The following is a 21,138-nucleotide window of genomic DNA, read 5'->3' on the forward strand; positions in this document are numbered from 1 at the left end:
CGCTGCTGACCCCGGCGCGCTGACAGATGGCCTCGGATCCCCCGCGAAGACCCGCCGTGCCGCCCCAGGCGCCCGGCCCCCAACAAGGGCCGAGCGCCCGCCCGGCCCCGCTGGAGCCCACGCTGCCGTACGACGCAGGCGCGGCGAGCTCCGACCCGACGCCGAGCGAGCGCGCACCGACGCGGCACTGGTCGCCCCAGCACGCCGCGCCGGCGCCGCCCGCGCCGGGGAACCCACCGGCGGCACCGCCCGCGCCGGGGAACCCGCCGGCGGCACCGCCCGCGGCCGGGCACCCGCTGCGGGCGCGGGCCGCCGCGGCGCTCCGCGCAGCCCTCGCGGCGCTCCGCGCGGTCTTCCAGCGGAAGCCCCACGGCGCCGGACCCAGGCCGCCGCTCCGCCCGCAGCTCGTCCGCTGGGGCAAGCGGCTCGCGATCGCCCTCACTTGCCTGGCCCTCGCCGCGGTCATCGCGTTCTTCCTCGTCGTCCGGCACTACGAAGCCGATCTGCCGACAACAGCAGAGCTGAAAAATTACAATCCACCGCAGGTGACGCGGTTTCTCGCGCGCGACGGCACGGTGATCGGCGAGCTCTTCGTCGAGCGCCGGACCCTCGTGCCCGTCACCGAGATCCCGCCGGCGATGAGCCTCGCGGCGCTCGCGGCCGAGGACGCCAGGTTCTACAAGCACGACGGCCTCAACTACCTCGGCATGCTGCGCGCGCTGATCGTGAACCTGCGCTCCGCGGAGGCGCGCCAGGGCGGCAGCACGATCACCCAGCAGGTCGTGAAGAACGTCCTGCTCACGCACGAGCGCACGCTGGACCGGAAGATGCGCGAGCTCCTCCTCGCCCGCCGCATCGAGCAGGAGCTCACGAAGGACCAGATCCTCGAGCTCTACCTGAACCACATCTACTTCGGTCACGGGCGCTACGGGGTCGAGGAGGCGGCGCGGTTCTACTTCGGCAAGAGCATCCGCCAGGTGACGCTCGCCGAGGCGGCGCTCCTCGCGGGCATCGTGAAGGGGCCCTCCATCTACTCGCCGCGCGTGAACCAGGAGCGCGCCGAGAAGCGCCGCGCCTTCGTGCTCGGCCAGATGCGCGAGAAGCGCTTCCTGCCCGCCGCGCAGATCGACGCCGCCCTCGCGGAGCCGATCCGCCTCGCCCCCGAGCCGGAGCACTCGGACGAGCTCGCGTCCGAGGTCCTCGCCGAGGCCGAGCGCGCGCTGCGAAAGGCCGTCGGACCCGAGGCCAGGTACGGCGGCTACACGGTCGTGACGTCGATCGATCCGAAGATGCAGGCCGCCGCGCGCGCGGCGGTGCGCCAGAACCTCGACGCCTACGCCGCGCGCCACGGCCTCGCCGCGCCGTTCGCCCGCGCCAAGGGGGATCCGGCGCCGTTCCAGGGCGCCCCCAGGGACCCGAACCGCGTCTACCTCGGCGTCGTGACCGGCGCCGACGACGCGCGCGGCACGCTGACGATCCGCGTGGGCACGGCGCAGGGGACCGCCGACCTGCGCAAGGAGCGTCGGTACAACCCGCGCGGGCTGCCGCCGAGCCGCTTCGCCGAGGTCGGCAAGGTGCTGCGCGTGCGCTTCGCGGGCGAGCCCGAGGCCGGCAAGCTGCGGCTGGACCTCGGACCGCAGGGCGCGCTCATCGCGCTGGACGCGCGCACGCGCGAGATCGTCGCGCTCGTCGGCGGCTACGAGGGCGCGCGCGGCGGGCTCGATCGGGCGAGCCACGCGCACCGGCAGCCGGGCTCGACGTTCAAGGCCATCGTCTACGGCTACGGCATCCACGCGCGGAAGCTCACGGCCGTGTCGATGCTCGAGACGAACCCGGCGGCGCTCGAGGGCTACAAGCCCGGCAACTACGACGAGAGCGAGGGGCAGAGCCCGAAGCGCCTGCGCGAGGCGCTCGCGCACAGCGTGAACGTGGCCGCCGTGTCGGCGCTCCGGGACGTGGGCCCCGAGGCCGTGGTCGCGTGGGCGCGCGAGCTCGGGATCACCTCGAAGCTCGGCGCCGACCTGTCCCTCGCGCTCGGCTCCTACGAGGTGACCCCGCGCGAGATGGCGGCCGCCTACGCGACGTTCGCGGCGGGCGGCGCGTACCAGGAGCCCGTCCTCGTGACGAAGATCACGGGCCTGCGCGGCGAGGCGCTGCCCGTGCCGGCGCGGCCCCCGCCGCGGCCGGCGATGACCGCGGCGGAGGCGTACATCACGACGGACCTGCTCGCGTCGGTCGTCGAGGTCGGCACGGCGAAGCAGGCGCTCTCGCTGCGCCGGCCGATCGCGGGCAAGACCGGCACGACGAACAGCGCGAAGGACGCGTGGTTCGTCGGCTACTCGACCGACATCGCGTGCGCCGTGTGGACCGGCTTCGACGACGCCACGCCGCTCGGCGCGCGCGAGGTGGGCAGCAGCGCCGCCCTGCCGGCCTTCATCGCGTTCATGGACAAGGCGCACGCGGGGCGGCCGGCGACCGACTTCCCGGAGCCCCTCGGGATCGTCCGCCTCGAGATCGACCCGGAGACGGGCGGCCTCGCGATGCCCGGCCAGGAGAACGCGGTCGAGGAGGTGTTCCTCGAGGGCACCGAGCCGGCCGGCGTGGCGCTGCCGGACCCGACCGCGATCGGGCAGGGGATCCTGGACCTGTTCAAGACGCAGTGACCGCCGTGGCGTGCCGTGCGCCTCCTCGGGCACGCGCGCTGCGGCCTCGAGCGAGCTGGCCCGGTGCCCTGGCGAGCCCTGCGTCACAACGTCGCGTTACCGGGGCCCGCGGGCGCGCTATGTTCCGGCCCGCCCGCATGACACGGTCGCCGATCCTCGCCGCCCTGCTCCTGCTCCTGCTCGTGGCCGCGTGCAAGGAGCCGGCTCCCGACGAGGGGCTCGCGCTCTCGCCCCGCGCCGCGAAGGGCAAGGCCCTGTTCTCCACCCTCTGCGCGGCCTGCCATGCCCCCGCCGCCAAGCTGGTCGGCCCTCCGCTCAGCGAGATGGCGGCCCTCTATGCGACCGACCCCGAGGGCATCGTCCGCTGGGCCGTGACCCCGGGCCGCAAGCGCACCGACGTCCCCCCGATGCCCAGCTTCCGCGGCGTCCGCGAGTCGGACCTCGCCGACGTGGCGCAGTACATCATCGAGGTCGGCACCGCGGCCGGAAAGCAGCGTCCATGATCTACTCGTTCGTCCTCGTCGTGCACTCGTGGCTGCGCTGGGCCGTCCTGCTGTTCGGGCTGGCCGCGCTGGTGCGGTCGGTCCAGGGCTGGGCCCAGCGGAGGCCGTGGACCGAGACGGATCGCAAGATCAGCGCTGCGTTCGTCGGCTCGCTCGACACCCAGCTCCTCCTCGGCCTCCTGCTCTACGTCGTGCTCAGCCCGCTCCGGCCCACCTCGATGGCCGCGCTGAAGGCCGCGATGCCCATCGCCACGCTGCGCTTCTTCGCCGTCGAGCACATCTTCACCATGATCGTGGCGGTGGCGGTCGCCCACATCGCCTTGAGCCGGGCGAAGCGGGCCGCGGATCCCACGGCGCGGCACCGGCGCATGGCGCTCGGCGTCCTCTTCGCGCTGCTCATCATACTCGCCGCGATCCCCTGGCCGTTCCTGCCCTACGGCCGCCCGCTGTTCCGGCTGCCCTGAGGCGCCGGGCGCTCGAGGTCGCTCGGAGAGGCGCGGAAAAGCGCGCCCGCTACGCCACGTCCTCCCGGCTCATCCGGAGCAGCCACAGCGGCGCGAGCGCCTGCGACAGGCTCCTCACCAGCGCCGCCTCGGCGTACCCCATCGCGTAGTCCTCGATCTCGATCGGCGCGGCCCTGCCCGGGCGGCGCGGCGGGTCGAACCGGATCCTCCGCACCACCGGCAGGAGCGCCGCCGGGTTCGGCGGGAGCGCGCGCCCGTGCCGCGCCGCCTCGTCGAACGCCGCCTGCCGCTCGAGGTGCTCCCGGACCGCGGCCGCCGGCGAGAGGCCCGGCCGGGCCGGCAGGACGCGCACCCGCACCACCTCGGGGCCGCGCGCGAGCGACGTCCAGACGTGCGCGCCGGTCTCGAGCTCGAAGAAGTCGAGCACGCACAGGCCCACGACGCTCAGGACGAGGAGCTCCGCCCCGCCCGTGAGGATCGCGTCGAGCCCCGCCGTCCCGCGGCCCTGCTCGATCGCGGGCGCGTGCCCGTGCCGATCCCCGGAAGGCGCGCGGCCGGAAGGCGCGCCCGCCCACCCCTCGACCTCGCCCCCCGCCTCGCTGTACGCGCGCGCGAGCGCCTCGAAGAGCCCCTCCTCCCGCGCGCCGCCCGGGCCGCCGGCCGGCCCCTCCTCGAAGTGCGCGGCGCGGAGCAGCTCGATCAGGACCGCGTGCTGGCCCGGCTCGTCCACCTTGCGGAGCGCGCGCCGGAGCGCGTGGCCCTCGGCGATGCACTCCAGCACCTCCTGCTTCGCCAGCCGGCGCAGCGGGCCCGGCAGCTGGCGGCGGTGGAAGAGGCGCACCCGGGAGCGATTCCACTCGTCCTCCCTCAGGGTCACGTAGCCGAACCGCCGCATCTCCAGGTCGAGCTGCTGCTGCTCGTCGTCGTCGCCGCTCCGCCGCTGGATGAGCTCGATCCGCTCGCGGAACGCCTGGATCGCGCCGCGCATCGCGTCGAGGTTGTAGACCGCCTCCGCGTGCTCGTGCGCCTCGGGCCCCTCCGCGGTCCGGCCGTGCTCCGCGAGGTGGTAGCGGATCCGCGCCGACAGGCGCGCGAGGCCGTCGTCGCGCTCGAGCTCGTCGACGAACTCGAGCAGCGGCGAGAGCTCCGCCGTGAGCGCGTCGAGCGGCCTCGCCATGAGCGGCGCGAGCGCCCACGCCGCGGCCGCGGGCTCGGCCTCCTCGAGCGCCTCGCGGTGCAGCGCGAACGGGGGCGACGCGGCGCCGTCGCTCCCGGCGGGCATGGTCGTGAAGATGCGGAGCAGCTGCATCGCGGCGGGCGCGCCGCGGGTGAGCGCGTCGCTGAGCAGCGAGCCGATCTCGTCCTCGATGAACCGCTTCACCGAGCGGGCGCCGTCCTCGGCCACGAACGCCTCGCGCGCGATCCGCTCGGCCACGCCGGCGCCCCGGCGCACGAAGACGCTCCGCTCGGCGAGCCCGCGCCGGCAGAGCAGCCGGTCGAGCTCCTTCTCGGCCACCCGCACCGCCACCTCGGGCGTCAGCGGCCGGAACGGCACGACGCGATCGATCCGGTTGAACAGCTCGGGCGGGAAGAACTCGCGCACGGCCCGCGCGACCTCCTGGGCCGACTCCTCCGCGATCGCGAGCGCCCGCGCCTCCGGGAGCCCCGCGCGGCCGAAGCCGACGCCGAAGCCGACCAGGGATCGCGCGCGCGCGCCCAGGTTGGAGGTCATCACCACCACCGCGTGGTTGAAGTGCGCGGGCCTCGCCGCCGCGTCGGTGAGCCGGCCGTCCTCGAAGAGCTGGAGCAGCAGGCTGTGCACCGACGGGTGCGCCTTCTCGATCTCGTCGAGCAGCACCAGCGAGAACGGCTGCTCCCGCACCCGCTGCGTCAAGAGCCCGTCGGGCGCGTAGCGATCGCCGATGAGCCGCGCCGGCGCGTCGGGGCCGCTCTGCTCGCTCATGTCGAAGCGGAGCAGCCGCGACGCGCTGCCGTAGATGAGCTCCGCCATGCACTTGGCGAGCTCGGTCTTGCCGGTCCCCGTCGGCCCGGTGAAGAGGTACACCCCGTACGGGCGCCGCGGATCCACGAGGCCCGCCTTGATGCGCGCCACGAGATCCGCCGCGGCGCGCACGGCCTCCGGCTGGCCGATGACCCGGCGGCCGAGCTCCTCCTCCAGCGCGCCGGCGTCGAGCGGCTCGTCGCCGCCGAGCAGGAGCCTCGGCACCCCGGTCTTCTGCGACAGGAGCCGGAGCACGTCCTGCGACGCGACCGGCCGCGGCCCGCGCGGCGCGTCGCCGCGCGCCGCCGCCTGCTCCGCCGAGGGGCTCCCGCCCGCGCGGACGACCTCGCGCAGGAGATCCATGGCCTTGCCCGGCAGCGCCTGCGCCGACAGGAGCGAGCCGCCGAGGTCGAGGATCGTCCGCAGCACGTACGGGCTCACGCGGGCGGCGTGGCGCTGCTCGAGGGCGCGGACCTCCCGCACCATGAGGCGGAACGTCTCGGAGGGGGTGGCCTCGGGGAGGAAGAGCGGCGTGAACAGGGCCGTGAACGAGGGGGCGTCCTGCTCGAGGAGGCGGAACGCCTCGGGGGAGCACTCCCCGACCATCACGATCTCGCGGCGGGAGAGCGGGCCGCGGAAGAAGTCGGCGAGCGAGCGCTCGCTCTCGCGCGACCTCCCGATCCGGCCGAAGTGCTGGATGTCGTCGACGACGAGGATCGCGCCCCGGCTGCGCGCGTCCTCGACGAGATCGACACAGCGCTTTTCCCAGTCGCCGAGGTGGCTCATCCCGGCGATGAGCCTGCGGCCGCTCACGGCGACGACGTCGCGCGCCCGGTCGAGGTTCTTGTGGGCGCCGTACCCGTCGGCCTCCAGGAGGTCGACCACCGCCCGGTGGATCAGGGTCGTCTTGCCGCACCCCGACGGGCCGATGACGATGACCGGCTGGGCCCGGCCCGCGCCGAGCAGCAGCGCGAGCTGCTCGCGCTGCGGCGACCGCGGCACGCCCGCGTCGAGTCCGCCCTCGGCCGCGCGCTGGGTGAGGCTCACGCCGAGGCTCGGCAGGACCTTCAGGCCGCGGCGCTTCTTCCAGCGGAACGCCGGGTCGGCGCCTGTGTCGTCGTCGCCCGGTCGATCCGGCAGATCCGCGAGGGCCGAGCGCGGGGTGCACGAGAACGACAGCGCCGTGATGCGCTCCTTGCCCTGGCTCCAGAGCCGCGCGATCTCGTCGTCGTCGAGCCCGGCCCACGCGACCTGGAACAGCGCGCGGAGCTGCTCATCGAGCGGGAGATCGTCGCGGATGGGCGCGGCGTCGCCCTGCCGGGTGGGGTGGTAGGCGAAGACGATGCGCTCGTGCTCCGAGGCCCAGCGCGGCTCGAGCACGACGGGGCAGAGCCCGCTCACCTTGCGGCGCTCGCCGGACCCGGAGAGCGAGAGCTCGAGGCGCACCTTCTCGAGCCGGAGGCCGCGCGGCATCTCGAACCGCGCGAGCTGCGCCGCGCGCGCCTTCTCGAAGAGGGGCCTGAGCTCCTCGATGAGCAGGCGCCGGACGCGCTCCGGGTGCCGCCCCGCCCGCGATCGCGTGCTCGGGCCGAGGCCGAGCGTCACGCACTCGACGTTCGTGGTCCGGCGTTCGAAGAGCGGGATCGTGAAGTGCACAGCCGCAGGGTAGTGGCTCCGCCGCGTCAGGCGTCCGGCAAATCCTCGTCGGACGCCGCGCCGTCCCCGCCCGCGCTGAAGTACTCGCTCCGATCGAGCCCGCTCCCCTCATCCTCGAACAGGAGCAGGTGCGCCAGCGCGATCTCGTCGAGGCGCTCCCAGTACCACGCCGGATCCATGGCGATCCGCGCCCGGCGCCCCGCGATCAGCACCGCGCCCTCCACCTCGTCGTGCTCGCGCGCGGCCGCCCCGCGCCGCCGCGCCGCGGTCGAGCCGGCCGGCGGCGGCGCGAGCGACTTATGCTCCCACTGATCCTCGGCGATGCTGGCCGCGTGCGCGACGAAGTGCACGAACACGTGCAGCCGGCCGTCGTCTGAGGCGTCGCGCGCGGCGCCCGCGTCCCGCTTCCGTACCACGAGCTCGTGGTGCCCCCGCTCGAGCGAGAGGAACGCGCCGGCGTACGCGCCGGTGCAGCGGAAGAGCACGCTCCGGAACCCCCGCTTCGGCTGCTCGAGCGCCTCCAGCACGTCGCCCGGAGAGCGCGGCGGGCCCCACCGCCGGCTCGCGGGCCACACGCCGTCGCCGGGTCCGGCCCGGTCGCCGTCGATGTGCAGCGTCGCGCTCCACCCCCGCCTCGGGAGCGCCCGCAGGAGCGGCGCGAGCCACCGCGCGAACGCCCCCTCGTCGAGCTCCTCCAGGACGAGCGTGATCGCGTCGCGCCGCGCTTCCGTCGCGACGAGCGCGCGCGGCAGCACCTTGCGGACGCCCTCCCACGCGGCGCGCGCCTCGCGCGCGAGCTCGCGCACCTCCTCGCCCTCGAGCAGCGCCATCAGGGCGAGCTCCTCGACGCTGTGCATCTCCTCCTGCGCGCCCTCGAGCTGCCTCCAGAGCTCGCTCAGCCGGTGGTGCTCGGCCTGCAGCCCCGCGGCGTCGCTCTCGTTCCGGCGGTCGCGCGAAGGGCCGCTCGCCAGGCTCAGCTGCGTCAGCAGGAACTCGATCTGCTCCCGGAGCTGCTCGACCGGCCCGAGGCCCATCCACTGGTCCACCTCGCGCCGGAGATCGCCGACCTGCTCGACGCCGAACGCCTGCTGCGCCGCCCGCGCCGCGCGCCGCCGCCGCGCCACGAGGCGGAGCGCGGGCGTCTCCGCGCGGCCGACCACGACGCCCTCGACCGGCGCCTCCGGCTCCCCCGCCTCGGCGACCCACACCGTGAGATCCCGCGCGTCGCCGCCGAGCCCCGCGAGCAGCCGCGCGAGGGGCGCCGCGAGGTGCTCCTCGACGTGGCGCCGGAGCGCCCGCGCGCCGTAGGCCGGCGCGTGGCCGTCCTCGGCGAGCCGGGCGAGCGCCCGCGGCGAGACCTCGAGCGCGACGCCCGCCTCGGCGAGCCCGCGGCGCTGGCTCAGGCGCTGCGTCGTGAGCCGCGCGACCTCGGACAGCTCCGCGCGGGTCAGGGTCCGGAACGGCACCACGCGATCGATGCGGTTCACGAGCTCCTGCCGGAACGCGCCCGCGACCACGCGCTGGTAGTGCGCCTCGTCCAGCGCGGCCTGCTCCTCCGGGGGCGCCGCGCCCCGATCGCCGGCGAACCCCGCCTGCCCGCGCCGCTCCGCCCCGCCGAGGTTCGAGGTCATGATCACGATCGCGTTGTGGAAGTACGCCGTCCTGCCGCGCGCGTCGGAGAGGCGCCCCTCGCCGAGCACCTGCAGCAGCAGGTCGAACACGGCGCGGTGGGCCTTCTCGATCTCGTCGAGCAGGAGCACGCAGAACGGCTGCTCGCGCACCCGCTGCGTGAGCAGCCCGCCCGCGCCGTCCGTCCCGCGGATCAGGCGATCGGCCGCGCCCTCGCTCGAGAACTCGCTCATGTCGAACCGCGCGAGCCGCTCGGGTGATCCGAAGAGGAGCCCGGCGAGCGCGCGGGCGAGCTCGGTCTTGCCGATGCCCGTCGGCCCCACGAACAGGAACGTCGCGAGCGGCTTGTCCGGCGGCGACAGCCCCGCCTTCACCACCGCGATCGTCTCGGCGAGCGCGCGCACCGCGCGCTCCTGTCCGATGACGCTCGCCCCGAGCTCGCGCGCCACGCGGTCGACCCGGAGCGGCAGATCGTCGCGCAGCAGGAACGCCGGCATCCCGGTGCGCGTCGAGAACAGCTCGTAGAGGTCGCTCCGCCCGAGCGTGACCGGCTCCCCCTGCGCGGTCCGCTCCCGCTCGTGCACGGTGCGCAGGTCGTCGTAAAGGCGCACCGCCTTGCCCGGGAAGGCGCTGTAGGGGAGGTACCGCTCCGCGAGATCGACGAGCGCCGTCAGCGCGTCGCCCGCGACCGAGGGGCGGTGCGGCTCGACGCGGCGGTCGCGCTCGGCGCGCTCGGCGAGCGCCCTGCGGGTGTCTTCGGCCGAGAGCGGCTCGACCCGGATGCGGCTCAGGCCGGCGAAGAAGGCCCCGTGCCGCCCCTCGAGCGCGTCGAGCCGGTCGTCCCGGAGCTCGCACACGACGCGCACCCGCCCCTCGTCGAGGTAGGGCCGCATCGCGCCGGCCAGGTCCACGTGCCCCCCCTCGGAGCGCTCGGCCAGCAGGTCGTCGAGGCTCTCGAAGTAGAGCACCGCGTCGAGCGCGGCGGCGGCCTCCATCACGCCGTGGATGCGCTCCTGCCACTGCCCGAGCCCGCTCATGCCCGCGACGAGCTGCGCGCCCGAGGTCGCGTAGACGAGCCGCGTCTGGCGCGCGACGTAGGCCTGCATGAGCGCGGTCTTCCCGGCGTGCTCCCGGCCGACGAGCAGCACGCCGAGGCGCTCCTCTCCGTCGAGCAGCGCGGCGAGGCGCGCGAGCTCCGCGTCGCGGCAGGCGAGCGGCGGCGTCGCGGTCGGGCTCCGCTGCGCCGCCACGTGGAGCGGCGTCGCGACAGCGACGAGCGCGTCCACCGCCTGCTTCCGCCGCGCGCGCTCGGCGATGGAGACGCCCCGCCGCGGCCCGCCCCCGCCCGCGGGCTCGGGCTCCGGCAGCGGGGCGTGGAGCACCTCCAGCCGGTGCGCGCTCCCGGGCAGGAGCCCCATGTGCTCCCACGTCGACAGCGTCTGCGAGGCGAGCAGCCGGCGCACCTCGTGCCGGATCGCCGGCTCGATCGGCTCGCCGGCCTCGACGTAGAACGCGTGGCCGAGGCTCGGCACGAGCACCCACGCGTCGCGCTCGTCGCGCGCCGCCGGCCTCGGCGCCGCGTGCGCCGCCCGTTCGCCGGCGGGCACGACGACGCAGGGGAAGCTCACCGGCGCCTCGCTCCGCAGCTTGCGCGGCAGATCGTCGCGCGGGACGGCGACGTCCACGGAGAGGAGCGCGGTCCCCTCCGGGAACGACAGCCGGGAGATCGCATCGGGCTGGGCGCGCGCCGCGTGCTCGCGCAGGAAGAGCTGCTGCTCGACGAGGACGTCCTCGTCGCGGCCGAAGCTCGCGGTGTCGGGCGCCGCGACGGGGAAGGCGACGCACGCTCCGTCGAAGCGCTCGCGCACGAAGACGAGCGCCCTCGCGGTGCGCCCCTCGCCTGCCTCGGGAGCGCCCTCGACGGAGGCGCCCGCTCCGTCCTCAGGAGCGGGCGCGGATCGGTCGTCGTCGCCGGAGCTCGTGCTCATCCGAGAGGGCGGAGCAGACCCGATCGGCCCGTCCGGCGCAATCGGATCGGCGCTCAGCTCACGACGGGTCGGCCTTGGGCGTGGTCGGCGTGCTCGCGGGCAGCTCGGGCTTCTTGATGTACTCGGTCGGGAGATCGCCGGTGAGCGCCTTGAGGTAGGCGACGATCGCCTTCACCTCGTCGGGCTTGGCCTCCACGCCGAGCTGGTGCCACGCCATCTTGGTCACCGTGTCGTCGAGCGTCGTGATCGAGCCGTCGTGGAAGTAGGGGAAGGTCTTCTCGATGTTCCTGAGGCTCGGGACGCGGAAGAAGAACTTGTCCTTCTCGTCCTTCGTGTGATCGAAGCGCCCGTTGTCCTTGAGGCCGGCGAACTCCTTCACGAGGCCGAGCTTCTGGAACGTCGAGCCGCCGACGGCGACGCCCGTGTGGCAGGTCGGGCAGCCGAGCGAGATGAACTTGTGGAACCCGGCCTTCTCCTCGGAGGTGAGGGCCTTGTCGTCGCCGTCGAGGTACTTGTCGAAGCGCGACGGCGTGACCAGGCCGCGCTCGAACGCGCCGATCGCCTTGGCCATGTTGTCGTAGGTGACCGGCTCCTTGTCGTCGGGGAAGGCGGTCTTGAAGAGCTTCACGTACTCGGGGATCGACTTGAGCGTCGTGATGACCCGCTTCTCGTCCGGCATGGCCATCTCGACGGGGTTCAGGATAGGCCCCTTGGCCTGGTCCTCGAGCGTGGCCGCGCGGCCGTCCCAGAACTGGGCGACGTGGTGGCCCGCGTTGTAGGCGGAAGGCGAGTTGCGGCCGCCGAGCTGGCCCTTGTGCCCGGAGGAGAACGCCTTGTTGTCCACGCCGTAGGCCGAGAGGTCATGACACGAGTTGCAGGAGATATCGTGGTTCTTCGAGAGGCGCGCCTCGTACCAGAGCATCCTGCCCAGGGTCACCTTCTCATCGGTGATCGGGTTCTTGTCGTACTCGAATTTGGCTGGCAGGACCTTGAAGGCCTTGACGTCGTTCGGATCGAAGACGAGCGGCTTCACGTCGCCCGTCGTGGAGGGCTTTGCCGCGGTCGAGGGCTGGGGGGCCTGATATTGGTTATCCGCGGATCGTTCGCAGGCGCTCAGCCCGGCGGTGACGAGGAGCACACAGATGAGAGATGAGGGCCAACGCATGATGTCTCCTGGCTCGTGAGGACGACGTCCACGGTAGATAGAGCCGCCTGCCACGTCAACGCGCGCCTCGGCCGCGCCGCCGCCGCGCCCACCGGCCAGGGCGCGCGGCTCGGCGGCCGCCGCGAGGGGCGCCTTGTGGCGCGATGTGTGTTACGGCGGGGTTGCGACTCCTGGTCTCGAAGGTAGCGCAAGGGGGGCTGAGGTGCCTCCGGAGCGCCTGTCTCCCTCCGAAGTGCGCATTCCTGCCTCGTTCGATTTGTCCAGGTACACGCGATGCGCGCCCGCCCGGCGGGCGGGAGCCGGGCGGGCGGTCTAGGACGGGAGGGAGAGGACGCCCGTCGACGGGCCTCTTGCGCGGCCCGGGGGCGCTGGGCAACCCTTGCGGCCGTGCAATCGCCGATCGACAGCGGGGTCGTGCTCATCACCGGCGCGTCGTCGGGCATCGGCCGCTCGCTGGCGCGCGAGGTCGCCCGCCGCGCCCGGGCGCTCGTGCTTGTCGCGCGCCGCACGGATCGCCTGGATGCGCTGCGCGCCGAGCTCACCGCGGCGCGGCCGGGGCTCACCGTGCTCGTCTTCGGCTGCGACGTCACCGATCGGGCGGCGGTCGACGCGATGCTCCTCTCCGTCGCGGCCGAGCTCGGGCCGGTCGACGTCCTCGTCAACAACGCCGGTTTCGGCGATCTCAGCCTGTTCGATCTCTCGGCGTGGTCGCGGACCGAGCAGATGATCGCGCTGAACGTGACGAGCCTCGCGTACCTCACGCACCGGCTCGTCGGCTCGATGGTGTCGCGCGGCCGCGGCGCGATCGCGAACGTGAGCTCCGGCTTCGGCCTCACGTTCGGGCCGGGGATGGCCTCCTACGTCGGCACGAAGCACTTCGTCACGAGCTTTACCGAAGCCCTCCGCATCGACCTCGCCGGCACCGGCGTGCGGGTGACGCAGGTCTGTCCGGGCCCGGTGCAGACGGAGTTCGCCGAGATGGCCGGCAACTTCACGGGCCTCGAGCCCCCCGCGCTCCTGTCGATCTCTCCGGAGCGCTGCGCGCGCGCCCTCGTCCGTGCGGTGGACCGGGGGCGCGCGCTCGTGGTGCCCGGGGTGGTGGCGTGGTTCGTCGTGTACCTCGGCGCCCTCTGCCCCCGCTGGCTCCTGCGGCTCGTCTACCGGCCGATCGCGCGCCTGCTGCGCAAGAAGCAGCTCGCCGTGCGCGGCGCTCCGGCGCCGCCCTGAGGCGCGCCGTCGCGGCCGCGTCCACGCAGCGCGCGCAGCGCCGATGAGCCGGCCGGGGCCGCCGCGCTGCGGGGCGGCGCGGCAGGTTCGCCTCCGGAGGCGACAGCCCTTGTGGTAGCGTCTTTCGCGGCTCGCCAAGCCCCCTGAGGAGAACCACGGATGAAGAAATATCGGTGCCTGGTCTGCGAGTTCATCTACGACCCGGCGGTCGGCGACCCCGACAGCGGCATCGCGCCGGGGACCTTGTTCGAGCACCTGCCCGACACCTGGGCTTGCCCGGAGTGCGGCGCGACCAAGGCCGATTTCGAGCCGATCGAGGATTGAGCGATCCGCTCCTCCCCCCGTCTCGACGGGGCGCGCGCCGCGGGCAGCACGGGAGGCACGGGCGGGCGGACACGTCGGTTGTCCGCCTCCGTGCCTCTCTGTGCTTCGCGGCTCGCTCCGTGTGCCGCACGCCGCGCGCGACAAGCACGGTGCCGTGAGGGCGAGGAGCTCCGCGCGCTGCGATCGGAGCTCACGCCGCTGACACGAGCTCCCTGCAGCGGAGCCGCTCCGCGCGCGGAGACCGTGGATCCGACACCGGACCGGCTCACGCAAGGCATGCGCTCGAACGCTTGCCCGGGTCGCTTCGCCGCGAGCTCACGCTCGCCGGGGATCAGCGATCAGCGACGGTGCGGAGGGGAAAGAAGAACTGCTAAGAAAGAGAACTGGACGGCTTCGAGGGTGGACCTGACAGGGATCGAACCTGCGACCTCTAGAGTGCGATTCTAGCGCTCTCCCAACTGAGCTACAGGCCCTCGCTTTCGAGAGCGCGGACTCTACTCGCCGGGACGCGGCTGTCAAGCGAAGAACGCGGTTTTCTGTCCGGCGTCCCTGTGCCTCGCCTGCGCGCGCGCCCCCCTTGTCCTTGCCCTCGCCCTGCTCCTGGTTCTAGTCCGCGGGGCTCTCGTCCGGCTGCGCGAGCGCTCCGGGCGGCTCGGCCGGGATGCGCGCCTGGGCCTTCGGGTTGTGGAAGGAGAAGAGCCGCTCGCGCTCCTCCCCGTAGCTCTCCGTCTTGCCCCACTTCGGGTTCCAGTCCTTCACCCAGTACACGTCCCCGGAGACGATCGCGTCCTCGGGCCGGCCCGTGCGCTCGGGGTAGCGGTACATGTACTCCTTCATCGCGTCGCGGTACGACGTGTTGGCCGGCAGCTTGATGCGGGCGAAGTAGTCGCACCAGATCTGGGTGTACGCGAAGCTCTTCGCGTGCAGGAGGTCGAAGTTCGGCGGCTTGCCCGTGAAAGGATCGATGTGGCGGCCGTCGACCGTGAGGGCGTCGACGACGATCGTCCCGTCATCCATCACCGGGTTGGGGGAGAACATGAACCAGCCCTGGAGGAACCGGAGCTTCTGCGCGAGGACCCGCGTCTCCTCGGGGTGAGGCACCTTCCAGCGGTTCTTGATGACCCAGAGCTCGACCGCCGCCTGGTTCACGGCGCCGGCGAACATCGCGAGCACGGCGAGCTCGCGCAGCGCGGCGAGCGTCTTCCGGCCGGCCAGCCGCAGCGGCGCCGGCGGGGCGGCGACCTCCGAGCGCTCCGGGATCCGCGCGCCGAGCGCCCGGCCCAGGCTGCGGCGGTGCGCCGCCGCCATCGCCGCGGTGGCCGCGTCGCGCGCGAGCGGCAGGCGGAGCCCCCACGCCACGGCGGGGCCGAGCGGGATGGCCGCGACGATGTCGGCGAGCGCCCCGGCGCCCTCGACCGGCGCGCCGTCGGGGCGCCGCACCGCGAGCCCGTGCGCCGCGGCGCTCGACGCCTCGAAGGTCAGCAGCCCGAACCGGTCCATCCGCTTCAGCACGCGGCAGGCGAGGACGGCGCCCGGCGACCGCGGGTCGAACAGCACGACGCGGGCCCGGTGCGCGCGCCGCATCGTGCGCGCGGCGATCTCCCAGTCCTCCCGGCCGAAGAGGAGCGTGGACAGCACGCAGAGCGCCCACGCGAACGGCCCCAGCACGAACGTCATGCCGAAGCCGATGTGGAGAATGTTCATCATGACGAGCGCGAGCCGCCGCGCCCACACGCGGCCGAGCGGCGACAGGAGGCACACCGGCAGGGCCGCCTCGAACGCCATCACCATCTTCGTCATGAACAGGATGAGGAATTTCGGCGCGTAGTCGCGGACGTCCGCCACGATCGGCGTCACCATCCGGTCGACGTAGAGCACGTAGTGGATCGCGGTCCCGTTCTTCCAGGCGGGGCCGGTCTTGTGCACCACGTTGAAGAAGTAGATCGCCGCGATCTGGATCAGCAGGACGGGCCCGAGGACGGTCACGTGATCGTTCGGCTTCAGCGGGTCGTCGATCGTGGTGCGATCGTTCAGATCGTCCGCGGTCCGCTCGCGGCTCCGCTTCAGTGACGCGAGGAGCGCGTCGACCGAGAAGCGATCGCCGAGCGGCAGGAAGCACGTCCAGAGCAGGAGCAGGTTGTGGACGACGTAGCCGCCGTTCTCGATGAGCAGGACGCGCCCGTTCATGCTCGTGACGAACACGAGCGAGAGCACCTGCATGAGCTTCGTCTTCCAGCCGACGAGCAGGCAGACGTAGGTCGCGAAGATCACGGCCCAGAGGACCCAGACCTCGCCCGGCGTGGAGAACGCGTTGACGAGCGAGAAGTTCCCGCTGCCCTGCGGGCGCCAGAGGTTCACGTGGTTCGGCAGGACGCCGATGTCCGCGAACATGTCGGTCCACGCCCACGTGCGGCGGAGCAGGTCGCCGATCAGGAAGAAGCCGAGCAGGATGCGCGTGAAGCCGAGCGTCCGCCGGTCGAACGTGAAGAAGCTGTCCCGGAGGATGTCCCACATCGAGGGCCTGCGCGGGGGCGCCGGCGGCGGGGCGTCGTCCTCGCCCTCGGCTTCGCGGTCGTCGTCCGCGGCGGCGTCGCGCCCCTCGTCGTCCGCGGCGCTGCCGCCCGCGGGCGCGCCCTCGCCTGCGCCGGAGGCTCCCGCGGCGGCAGCGGCCTTGCGGCCATCTCCGCGTCTCCCGCTGGGGTCCTCGTCCCGGAGCGTGCCCTCGGGCCCGCGCTCGTCGCGATCGTCGTTTGCGTTCATAAGGCGTCGAGGTCGATTCTATACGAGCGCAGCGCTCGCCGGTTCCCGGCTCCTACCTACCGCAACCGCGCTGGCGCCGCACGAGGCGACCAGGGTCGCGACGCGCGGGCGCGCCGGCTCCCCCTGGAGATCGCGCGGCGCGCTCGATGCGCGCGGGCTCACCGCGGCGGCGGCGCGGCGCGCTTGATGCGCGCGGCGCGGGGCGGTAACGAGGAGCGAGAGTGCCCCCGATGCCCGACGCGGAAGAGCGCCTTGCGCTCGCGGCCTGCGCCTCCCTGGCTGGCTGCATGCTGCTCGCGCCGCGCGAGTGGGTCTCGGCGGGGCTCGCCCTCGCGCTCGCGGCGGCGCTCTTCGCGTGGCACCTGCGCCTGCGCGCGCGGGCCCAGAGGGGCGTGCCGGCGGCGGGCTCGCCGGGCGCTCAGGGCTCGCCGGGGGCCGCGGGCGCTCAGGGCTCGCCGGGGGCCGCGGGCGCTCAGGGCTCGCCGGGGGACGCGGGCGCTCAGGGCTCGCCGGGCGAGGAGCCGCGGGAGCCCGCCTGAACGCGCAGCGGTGGGCGGCCGAAGCGGGCGCGCACGCGATCGACGACAGCGCGCATCTTCGGTGTCCCGAGGATCCGCCGCTCCATGCGCCGCTTGCCGGGGAGGTCGAGGAGCATCGCGCCGATCAGGATCACCAGCGCGCCCGGGCCCGGAATGCCGGGCAGCGAGAGCATGATCCCGAGCGCCACCGCGACGACGCCGAGCAGGTTCTTCCCGATGCGCGCCGACACGCGCATCCAGCCGGGGCGCCCTGGCAGGAAGGGCTCGTCTTCCTGCTTCTCCAGGTAGTCCTCGGGCAGCCGGACAAGCACGAACGCGACGAGCGACGTGGCCACGATGAAGCTGGCGACGGCCACGCCCGCCCCGATCGCGAACTGGTCGCGATGCGCCTGCACGAACAAGATCGCTGATCGGACGGCATCCATGATCGAGGCCGCGAGGAGCATAGGGCGCGCAGGCAGCCGGGGCGAGGCTGTCCGCGCGGCTCAGCGGCCGAGGCCGGCCGCGCGGCTCAGGGGACGAGCACGGTGCCGATCGAGCCCGGCGCGCTCGCCTCGCGCGCGAGATCGCCCGGGCTCAGCCGTCCCACGATGTGGATGCGGCGGACCCCCTCCGCGAGCGCGGCGAACGACTCCTCGAGCTTCGGGATCATCCCGCGCGTGACGGCGCCGCCCGCGATGAGCGCGCGCCCCTCGGCGACCGTGAGGCTCGGGATGCGCGAGGCGGGATCCGAGACGTCGCGCAGCACGCCCGGCACGTCGCTCACGAGGAAGAGCCCGGCGGCGCCGAGCTCGATGGCGACCCGGTTGGCGACCGTGTCGGCGTTGATGTTGTAGACCTGCCCGTCCGTGCCGGCGCCGAGGCAGGCGAGCACGGGCACGTAGCCGGCGCGCCCGAGCAGCTCGAGGAGCCCGCGGTCGACGCCCGTGATGTCGCCGACGAGGCCGAGGTCCACCGGCTCGGGCCCGGCGCTCCTGTAGACCTGCGGCGGCCGCTTGACGGCCGAGAGGGCGGGTCCGCTCGCGCCGTGGAGCCCGACGGGCCGCGCGCCCGCGGCGACGAGCGCGGCGCAGAGGTCGACGTTGAGCTTGCCGGCGACGACCATCTTCATGACGTCGAGCGTGTCCGCGTCGGTGACGCGCTGGCCCGCGACCTGCCGGACGGGGATGCCGAGGCGCTCCTGCAGCCGGCTCGCCTGCGCGCCGCCGCCGTGGACGACGACCGCGCGCGCGCCGTCGCGGGTGAGCGCCGCGAGGTCGCCGGCGAGGACGGCGAGGGCAGGGCTGCCCACGACCTCGCCGCCGAGCTTGATGACGAGCGGCCCTTCCGACGCTCTCACGGGTGCCTCCGCGCTGCTCTGGGACGGTTCATGAGCGCAACACGTACCACTTCTGCAGCGGGCAGGGCAGAGGTCGCCGGGTCCTCCCCGCGCCTGACCTCGCGGCGGCGCGGCAGCGCGGCGGCGCCCGGGCTTCCGTGGCATGCTGGCGTGGTGATCCAGGCCCTCCGACAGGCGCTGTCCAGCCGCACGGAGCCGATGCTCGCGCTCCTCGAGCGGCTGGTGAACCTCAACTCGTTCACGGACAACCCGCGCGGCGGCGACGCGGTGGGCGAGGTCATCGCCAACGAGCTCTCGACGATCCCTGGCCTGTGCGTGCGGCGGCACGCGAGCGCGCGGTTCGCGGCGCACTGGGTGGTGGAGAGCGAGGCGGCGAAGGCGTCGCCGGCGGGGCACGTCGCCCTCGTCGGGCACCTCGACACGGTGTTCCCCCCGGGCGTCTTCGAGGGCTTCCGCCTGGACGGCGACCTCGCGCGCGGGCCCGGCGTGCTCGACATGAAGGGCGGGCTCGTGGTGGCGATCGAGGCGCTCAGGGCGCTCGAGCAGATCGGCGCGCTGCCGGGGATCGCGGTGCGGCTCGCGATCGTATCGGACGAGGAGGTCGGGTCGCCCGAGGGTCGCCCGCTGCTGCAGCGCGAGCTCGCGGGCGCGGCGTGCGCGCTCGTGTTCGAGGCCGGGCGCGAGGGCGACAGGATCATCACCGCGCGCCGGGGCACGGGCGCCGCGGTGGTGAGGGCCACGGGCAAGGCGGCGCACGCCGGCAACGCGCACCAGCAGGGCGCGAACGCCATCTGGGCGCTCGCCCGCTTCATCGACTGGGCGCAGCGGCTCACCGACTACGGGCGGGGGGTGACGGTCAACGTCGGCAAGGTGAGCGGCGGGCAGGGCAGGAACACGGTGCCCGACGCCGCGGAGGCCGGGGTCGATGTCCGCTTCGTGAGCCTCGCGGACGGCGAGGCGATCCTCGCGGCGCTCGCCGCGGCGGCGCACGAGGCGGCGCTCGAGGTGCCCGGCACCGCGGTGCACGTCGACGGCGAGATCGCGCGGTCGCCCCTCGTGCGGACCGAGGCGAGCGCGGCGCTTTGCCGGGAGTACGCGGCCTGCGCGCGGGCGGCGGGGCTTGGCGACGCCGAGGCGCCGCTCATCGGCGGCGGGTCTGACGCGAGCTCGACGGCCGAGATCGGGATTCCGTCGATCGACGGGCTGGGGCCGCGGGGCAGCGGCTTCCACACGAAGGACGAGCTCATCGAGGTGAGCACCCTCGTGCCGAAGGCGGAGGCGCTGGCGTCGTTCCTTCTAGGGCGGCGCGCCTCGGCGAGGTGAGGTTGATCGAGAGCGCACGGCGAGCGAGGCACGCTGCGAGGCGGCCGGCCTGCGCTCGCCGCGGGCCTGCGGGCTCGTCCAGGCCAGCAAGCTGGATTGAGCCGGAGCTGGGTGGTGGCCTGATTTGAACATGAAGCCGGGGAGGCGGGAAGAAAGGACAACGGATCTTTGATGTCCTCGAGGCCCATCTTCCGCACCCACGAGGGCTCCCACATCAGCGACCGCGCCCGCGCACCTCCGGCCGCAGCGCATCGACGAGCTCACTCCAGCACAACGAACTTGAGATACCGCCCCTCCCACCACGCCGGCAGCGTCGGGTGGTCCTCCGGCTGCCCGTGGATCGCCCGGACCCGCAGGTCGTCCCGCTCCAGCGTGGCGTCGTCGAGCGTCGCCAGGAAGTCCTCCATCGTGATGTGGCTCGAGCACGACGCGGCGCACAGCACGCCGCCTCGATCGAGCACGCGCGCGACCGCCGTGTGCAGCCGCCGGTAGGCGCCGAGCGCGCGCGGCTTGGCGCGCTCGCTCGGCGCGAAGCTCGGCGGATCGCAGATGACGAGATCGTACCGGTCGCCGCGGCCGCGGGCCTTCTCGAGGAAGTCGAACGCGTCCGCCGTCACGAAGTCGTGCGCCGCCGGATCGACGCCGTTCTCGCGGAACGTGCGCTGCGCCGACGCGTGCGCGGCCGGCGCCGAGTCCACGGAGGTGACCCGCCCCGCGCCGCCGAGCGCCGCCGCCACCGAGAAGCCCCCCGCGTAGCTGAACAGGTTCAGCACGCGCCCGCGCCCCGCCGCGAGCGCGCGCACGCGGGCGCGGTTGTCGCGCTGGTCGAGGAACGCCCCCGTCTTCTGCCCTCGCGCGAGATCGACCTCCATCGCGACCCCCGTCTCCCGCACGAAGAGGCGATCCGGCAGCGGCGGCCCGTGCAGGTGCGCGAGCTTCTTCCCCTCCGCGTCGCCGCTCGCCGAAGGCGCACGCAGGCCTGCGTCCCCGCTCGCCGAAGGCGCGCGAGCGCGCAGGCCGATCGAGCGCACGCCGCAGGCGCCCAGCGCGCGCGCGAGGTGCGGGAGCAGGCGGTCGAGCCACGGCGCGAGCATGCCGCCGTCGAGGCGGATCACCGCGACGCGCTCGTACCGATCGATGACCAGCGAGGGCACCCGGTCCCCCTCGCCGTTGCACAGGCGGTAGGCCGTCGTGTCGCGGCCGGCGAACCAGCCGTCGCGCAGGGCGAAGGCGCGCTCGAGCCGCTCGGCGATGGCGCGCTCGTCGAGCGCCGGCGCCTGCGCGCGCTGGAAGACGCGGACGGCGATCGCCGAGTCGGCGTCCCAGAGCCCCCGCCCGAGGAACGCGCCCTCGGCCGACAGCTCGACAACGTCCCCCGACGCGGCGGCAGCGGCGCCGCCGGCGCGAGGCGAGCGCTCCCCGCGCCGGCGCTCCCCGGGAGGGCCCGCGCTCCCGCCGCCGCCTGTGATGCCGTCTCGGTACACCCACGGGTGGCCGCGGCGGACGGCGGCGGCGGCTGTCGCGGTGAGATGGACCCGCATCGACCCCGCCTAGCA

14 protein-coding genes and 1 tRNA gene are annotated in these 21,138 nt (G+C 74.2%); 7 read left to right on the forward strand and 8 right to left on the reverse strand.

Annotation, left to right across the window (positions count from 1 at the left end; all coding sequences use genetic code 11):
• Window positions 1-56 precede the first annotated feature (56 nt).
• From WMF36_RS02020 to WMF36_RS02030, 3 genes are all read left to right on the forward strand, one after another.
• Window positions 57-2,663, forward strand: a complete 2,607-nt coding sequence (locus tag WMF36_RS02020; protein ID WP_437577869.1) for a penicillin-binding protein 1A — start codon at window positions 57-59, stop codon at window positions 2,661-2,663.
• A gap of 137 nt (window positions 2,664-2,800) precedes the next feature.
• Entirely contained in the window at window positions 2,801-3,166 is a 366-nt protein-coding gene (locus WMF36_RS02025) for a c-type cytochrome (RefSeq protein ID WP_437577870.1), read from the forward strand.
• The gene (locus WMF36_RS02030; RefSeq protein WP_437577871.1) at window positions 3,163-3,630 is read left to right on the forward strand and encodes a hypothetical protein; all 468 of its coding nucleotides are present in this window, start codon (window positions 3,163-3,165) and stop codon (window positions 3,628-3,630) included. The genes WMF36_RS02025 and WMF36_RS02030 overlap by 4 nt, the downstream gene beginning before the upstream one ends.
• A 49-nt stretch (window positions 3,631-3,679) precedes the next feature.
• Here the strand turns inward: WMF36_RS02030 and WMF36_RS02035 are convergent, their stop codons facing one another.
• The 3 genes from WMF36_RS02035 to WMF36_RS02045 are packed head-to-tail and all read right to left on the reverse strand — an operon-like array spanning window position 3,680 to window position 12,070.
• On the reverse strand, window positions 3,680-7,288 hold the full coding sequence (locus WMF36_RS02035; protein ID WP_437577872.1) for an AAA family ATPase: 3,609 nt from the start codon (window positions 7,286-7,288) through the stop codon (window positions 3,680-3,682).
• A gap of 26 nt (window positions 7,289-7,314) precedes the next feature.
• A complete protein-coding gene (locus WMF36_RS02040) occupies window positions 7,315-10,905 on the reverse strand; it encodes an AAA family ATPase (protein ID WP_437577873.1) in 3,591 nt (1,196 codons plus the stop codon).
• A gap of 58 nt (window positions 10,906-10,963) precedes the next feature.
• Window positions 10,964-12,070 carry a cytochrome-c peroxidase gene (locus WMF36_RS02045; protein WP_437577875.1) on the reverse strand — a complete coding sequence of 369 codons (1,107 nt, stop codon included), beginning with the start codon at window positions 12,068-12,070 and terminating at the stop codon, window positions 10,964-10,966.
• Window positions 12,071-12,457: 387 nt separating this feature from the next.
• On the opposite strand from WMF36_RS02045, the gene WMF36_RS02050 reads away from it, so the two are divergent.
• Both WMF36_RS02050 and rd read left to right on the forward strand, forming a co-directional pair.
• The gene (locus WMF36_RS02050) at window positions 12,458-13,297 is read left to right on the forward strand and encodes an SDR family NAD(P)-dependent oxidoreductase (RefSeq protein WP_437577876.1); all 840 of its coding nucleotides are present in this window, start codon (window positions 12,458-12,460) and stop codon (window positions 13,295-13,297) included.
• A gap of 159 nt (window positions 13,298-13,456) precedes the next feature.
• Window positions 13,457-13,621, forward strand: coding sequence for a rubredoxin (gene rd / locus WMF36_RS02055; protein WP_437485945.1), 165 nt, complete (start codon window positions 13,457-13,459; stop codon window positions 13,619-13,621).
• Window positions 13,622-14,021: 400 nt separating this feature from the next.
• Here rd and WMF36_RS02060 read toward each other — a convergent pair.
• Both WMF36_RS02060 and WMF36_RS02065 read right to left on the reverse strand, forming a co-directional pair.
• Window positions 14,022-14,094, reverse strand: a tRNA-Ala gene (locus WMF36_RS02060).
• A 133-nt stretch (window positions 14,095-14,227) separates the two neighbouring features.
• Window positions 14,228-16,381 carry a hypothetical protein gene (locus WMF36_RS02065; protein ID WP_437577877.1) on the reverse strand — a complete coding sequence of 718 codons (2,154 nt, stop codon included), beginning with the start codon at window positions 16,379-16,381 and terminating at the stop codon, window positions 14,228-14,230.
• 230 nt (window positions 16,382-16,611) lie between these two features.
• On the opposite strand from WMF36_RS02065, the gene WMF36_RS02070 reads away from it, so the two are divergent.
• The gene (locus WMF36_RS02070; RefSeq protein WP_437577878.1) at window positions 16,612-16,920 is read left to right on the forward strand and encodes a hypothetical protein; all 309 of its coding nucleotides are present in this window, start codon (window positions 16,612-16,614) and stop codon (window positions 16,918-16,920) included.
• Here WMF36_RS02070 and WMF36_RS02075 read toward each other — a convergent pair.
• A complete protein-coding gene (locus WMF36_RS02075; RefSeq protein WP_437577879.1) occupies window positions 16,881-17,315 on the reverse strand; it encodes a hypothetical protein in 435 nt (144 codons plus the stop codon). The genes WMF36_RS02070 and WMF36_RS02075 overlap by 40 nt on opposite strands.
• A 116-nt stretch (window positions 17,316-17,431) precedes the next feature.
• Entirely contained in the window at window positions 17,432-18,259 is an 828-nt protein-coding gene (argB, locus tag WMF36_RS02080) for an acetylglutamate kinase (protein WP_437577880.1), read from the reverse strand.
• 153 nt (window positions 18,260-18,412) lie between these two features.
• On the opposite strand from argB, the gene WMF36_RS02085 reads away from it, so the two are divergent.
• Window positions 18,413-19,582, forward strand: a complete 1,170-nt coding sequence (locus WMF36_RS02085; protein ID WP_437577881.1) for a M20 family metallopeptidase — start codon at window positions 18,413-18,415, stop codon at window positions 19,580-19,582.
• A gap of 260 nt (window positions 19,583-19,842) precedes the next feature.
• Here WMF36_RS02085 and WMF36_RS02090 read toward each other — a convergent pair whose 3' ends face one another.
• A complete protein-coding gene (locus WMF36_RS02090) occupies window positions 19,843-21,123 on the reverse strand; it encodes a class I SAM-dependent rRNA methyltransferase (RefSeq protein WP_437577882.1) in 1,281 nt (426 codons plus the stop codon).
• Window positions 21,124-21,138 lie beyond the last annotated feature (15 nt).

Source organism: Sorangium sp. So ce887 (genome assembly GCF_051521455.1).
Lineage (GTDB): Bacteria > Myxococcota_A > Polyangia > Polyangiales > Polyangiaceae > Sorangium.

Bases quoted from the DNA above. Each gene is read 5' to 3' on its own strand.
- WMF36_RS02025 (WP_437577870.1), top strand. From the start codon at position 2,801: ATGACACGGTCGCCGATCCTCGCCGCCCTGCTCCTGCTCCTGCTCGTG.
- WMF36_RS02030 (WP_437577871.1), top strand. From the start codon at position 3,163: ATGATCTACTCGTTCGTCCTCGTCGTGCACTCGTGGCTGCGCTGGGCC.
- WMF36_RS02040 (WP_437577873.1), bottom strand. From the start codon at position 10,905: ATGAGCACGAGCTCCGGCGACGACGACCGATCCGCGCCCGCTCCTGAG.
- WMF36_RS02045 (WP_437577875.1), bottom strand. From the start codon at position 12,070: ATGCGTTGGCCCTCATCTCTCATCTGTGTGCTCCTCGTCACCGCCGGG.
- rd (WP_437485945.1), top strand. From the start codon at position 13,457: ATGAAGAAATATCGGTGCCTGGTCTGCGAGTTCATCTACGACCCGGCG.
- WMF36_RS02065 (WP_437577877.1), bottom strand. From the start codon at position 16,381: ATGAACGCAAACGACGATCGCGACGAGCGCGGGCCCGAGGGCACGCTC.
- WMF36_RS02070 (WP_437577878.1), top strand. From the start codon at position 16,612: ATGCCCGACGCGGAAGAGCGCCTTGCGCTCGCGGCCTGCGCCTCCCTG.
- WMF36_RS02090 (WP_437577882.1), bottom strand. From the start codon at position 21,123: ATGCGGGTCCATCTCACCGCGACAGCCGCCGCCGCCGTCCGCCGCGGC.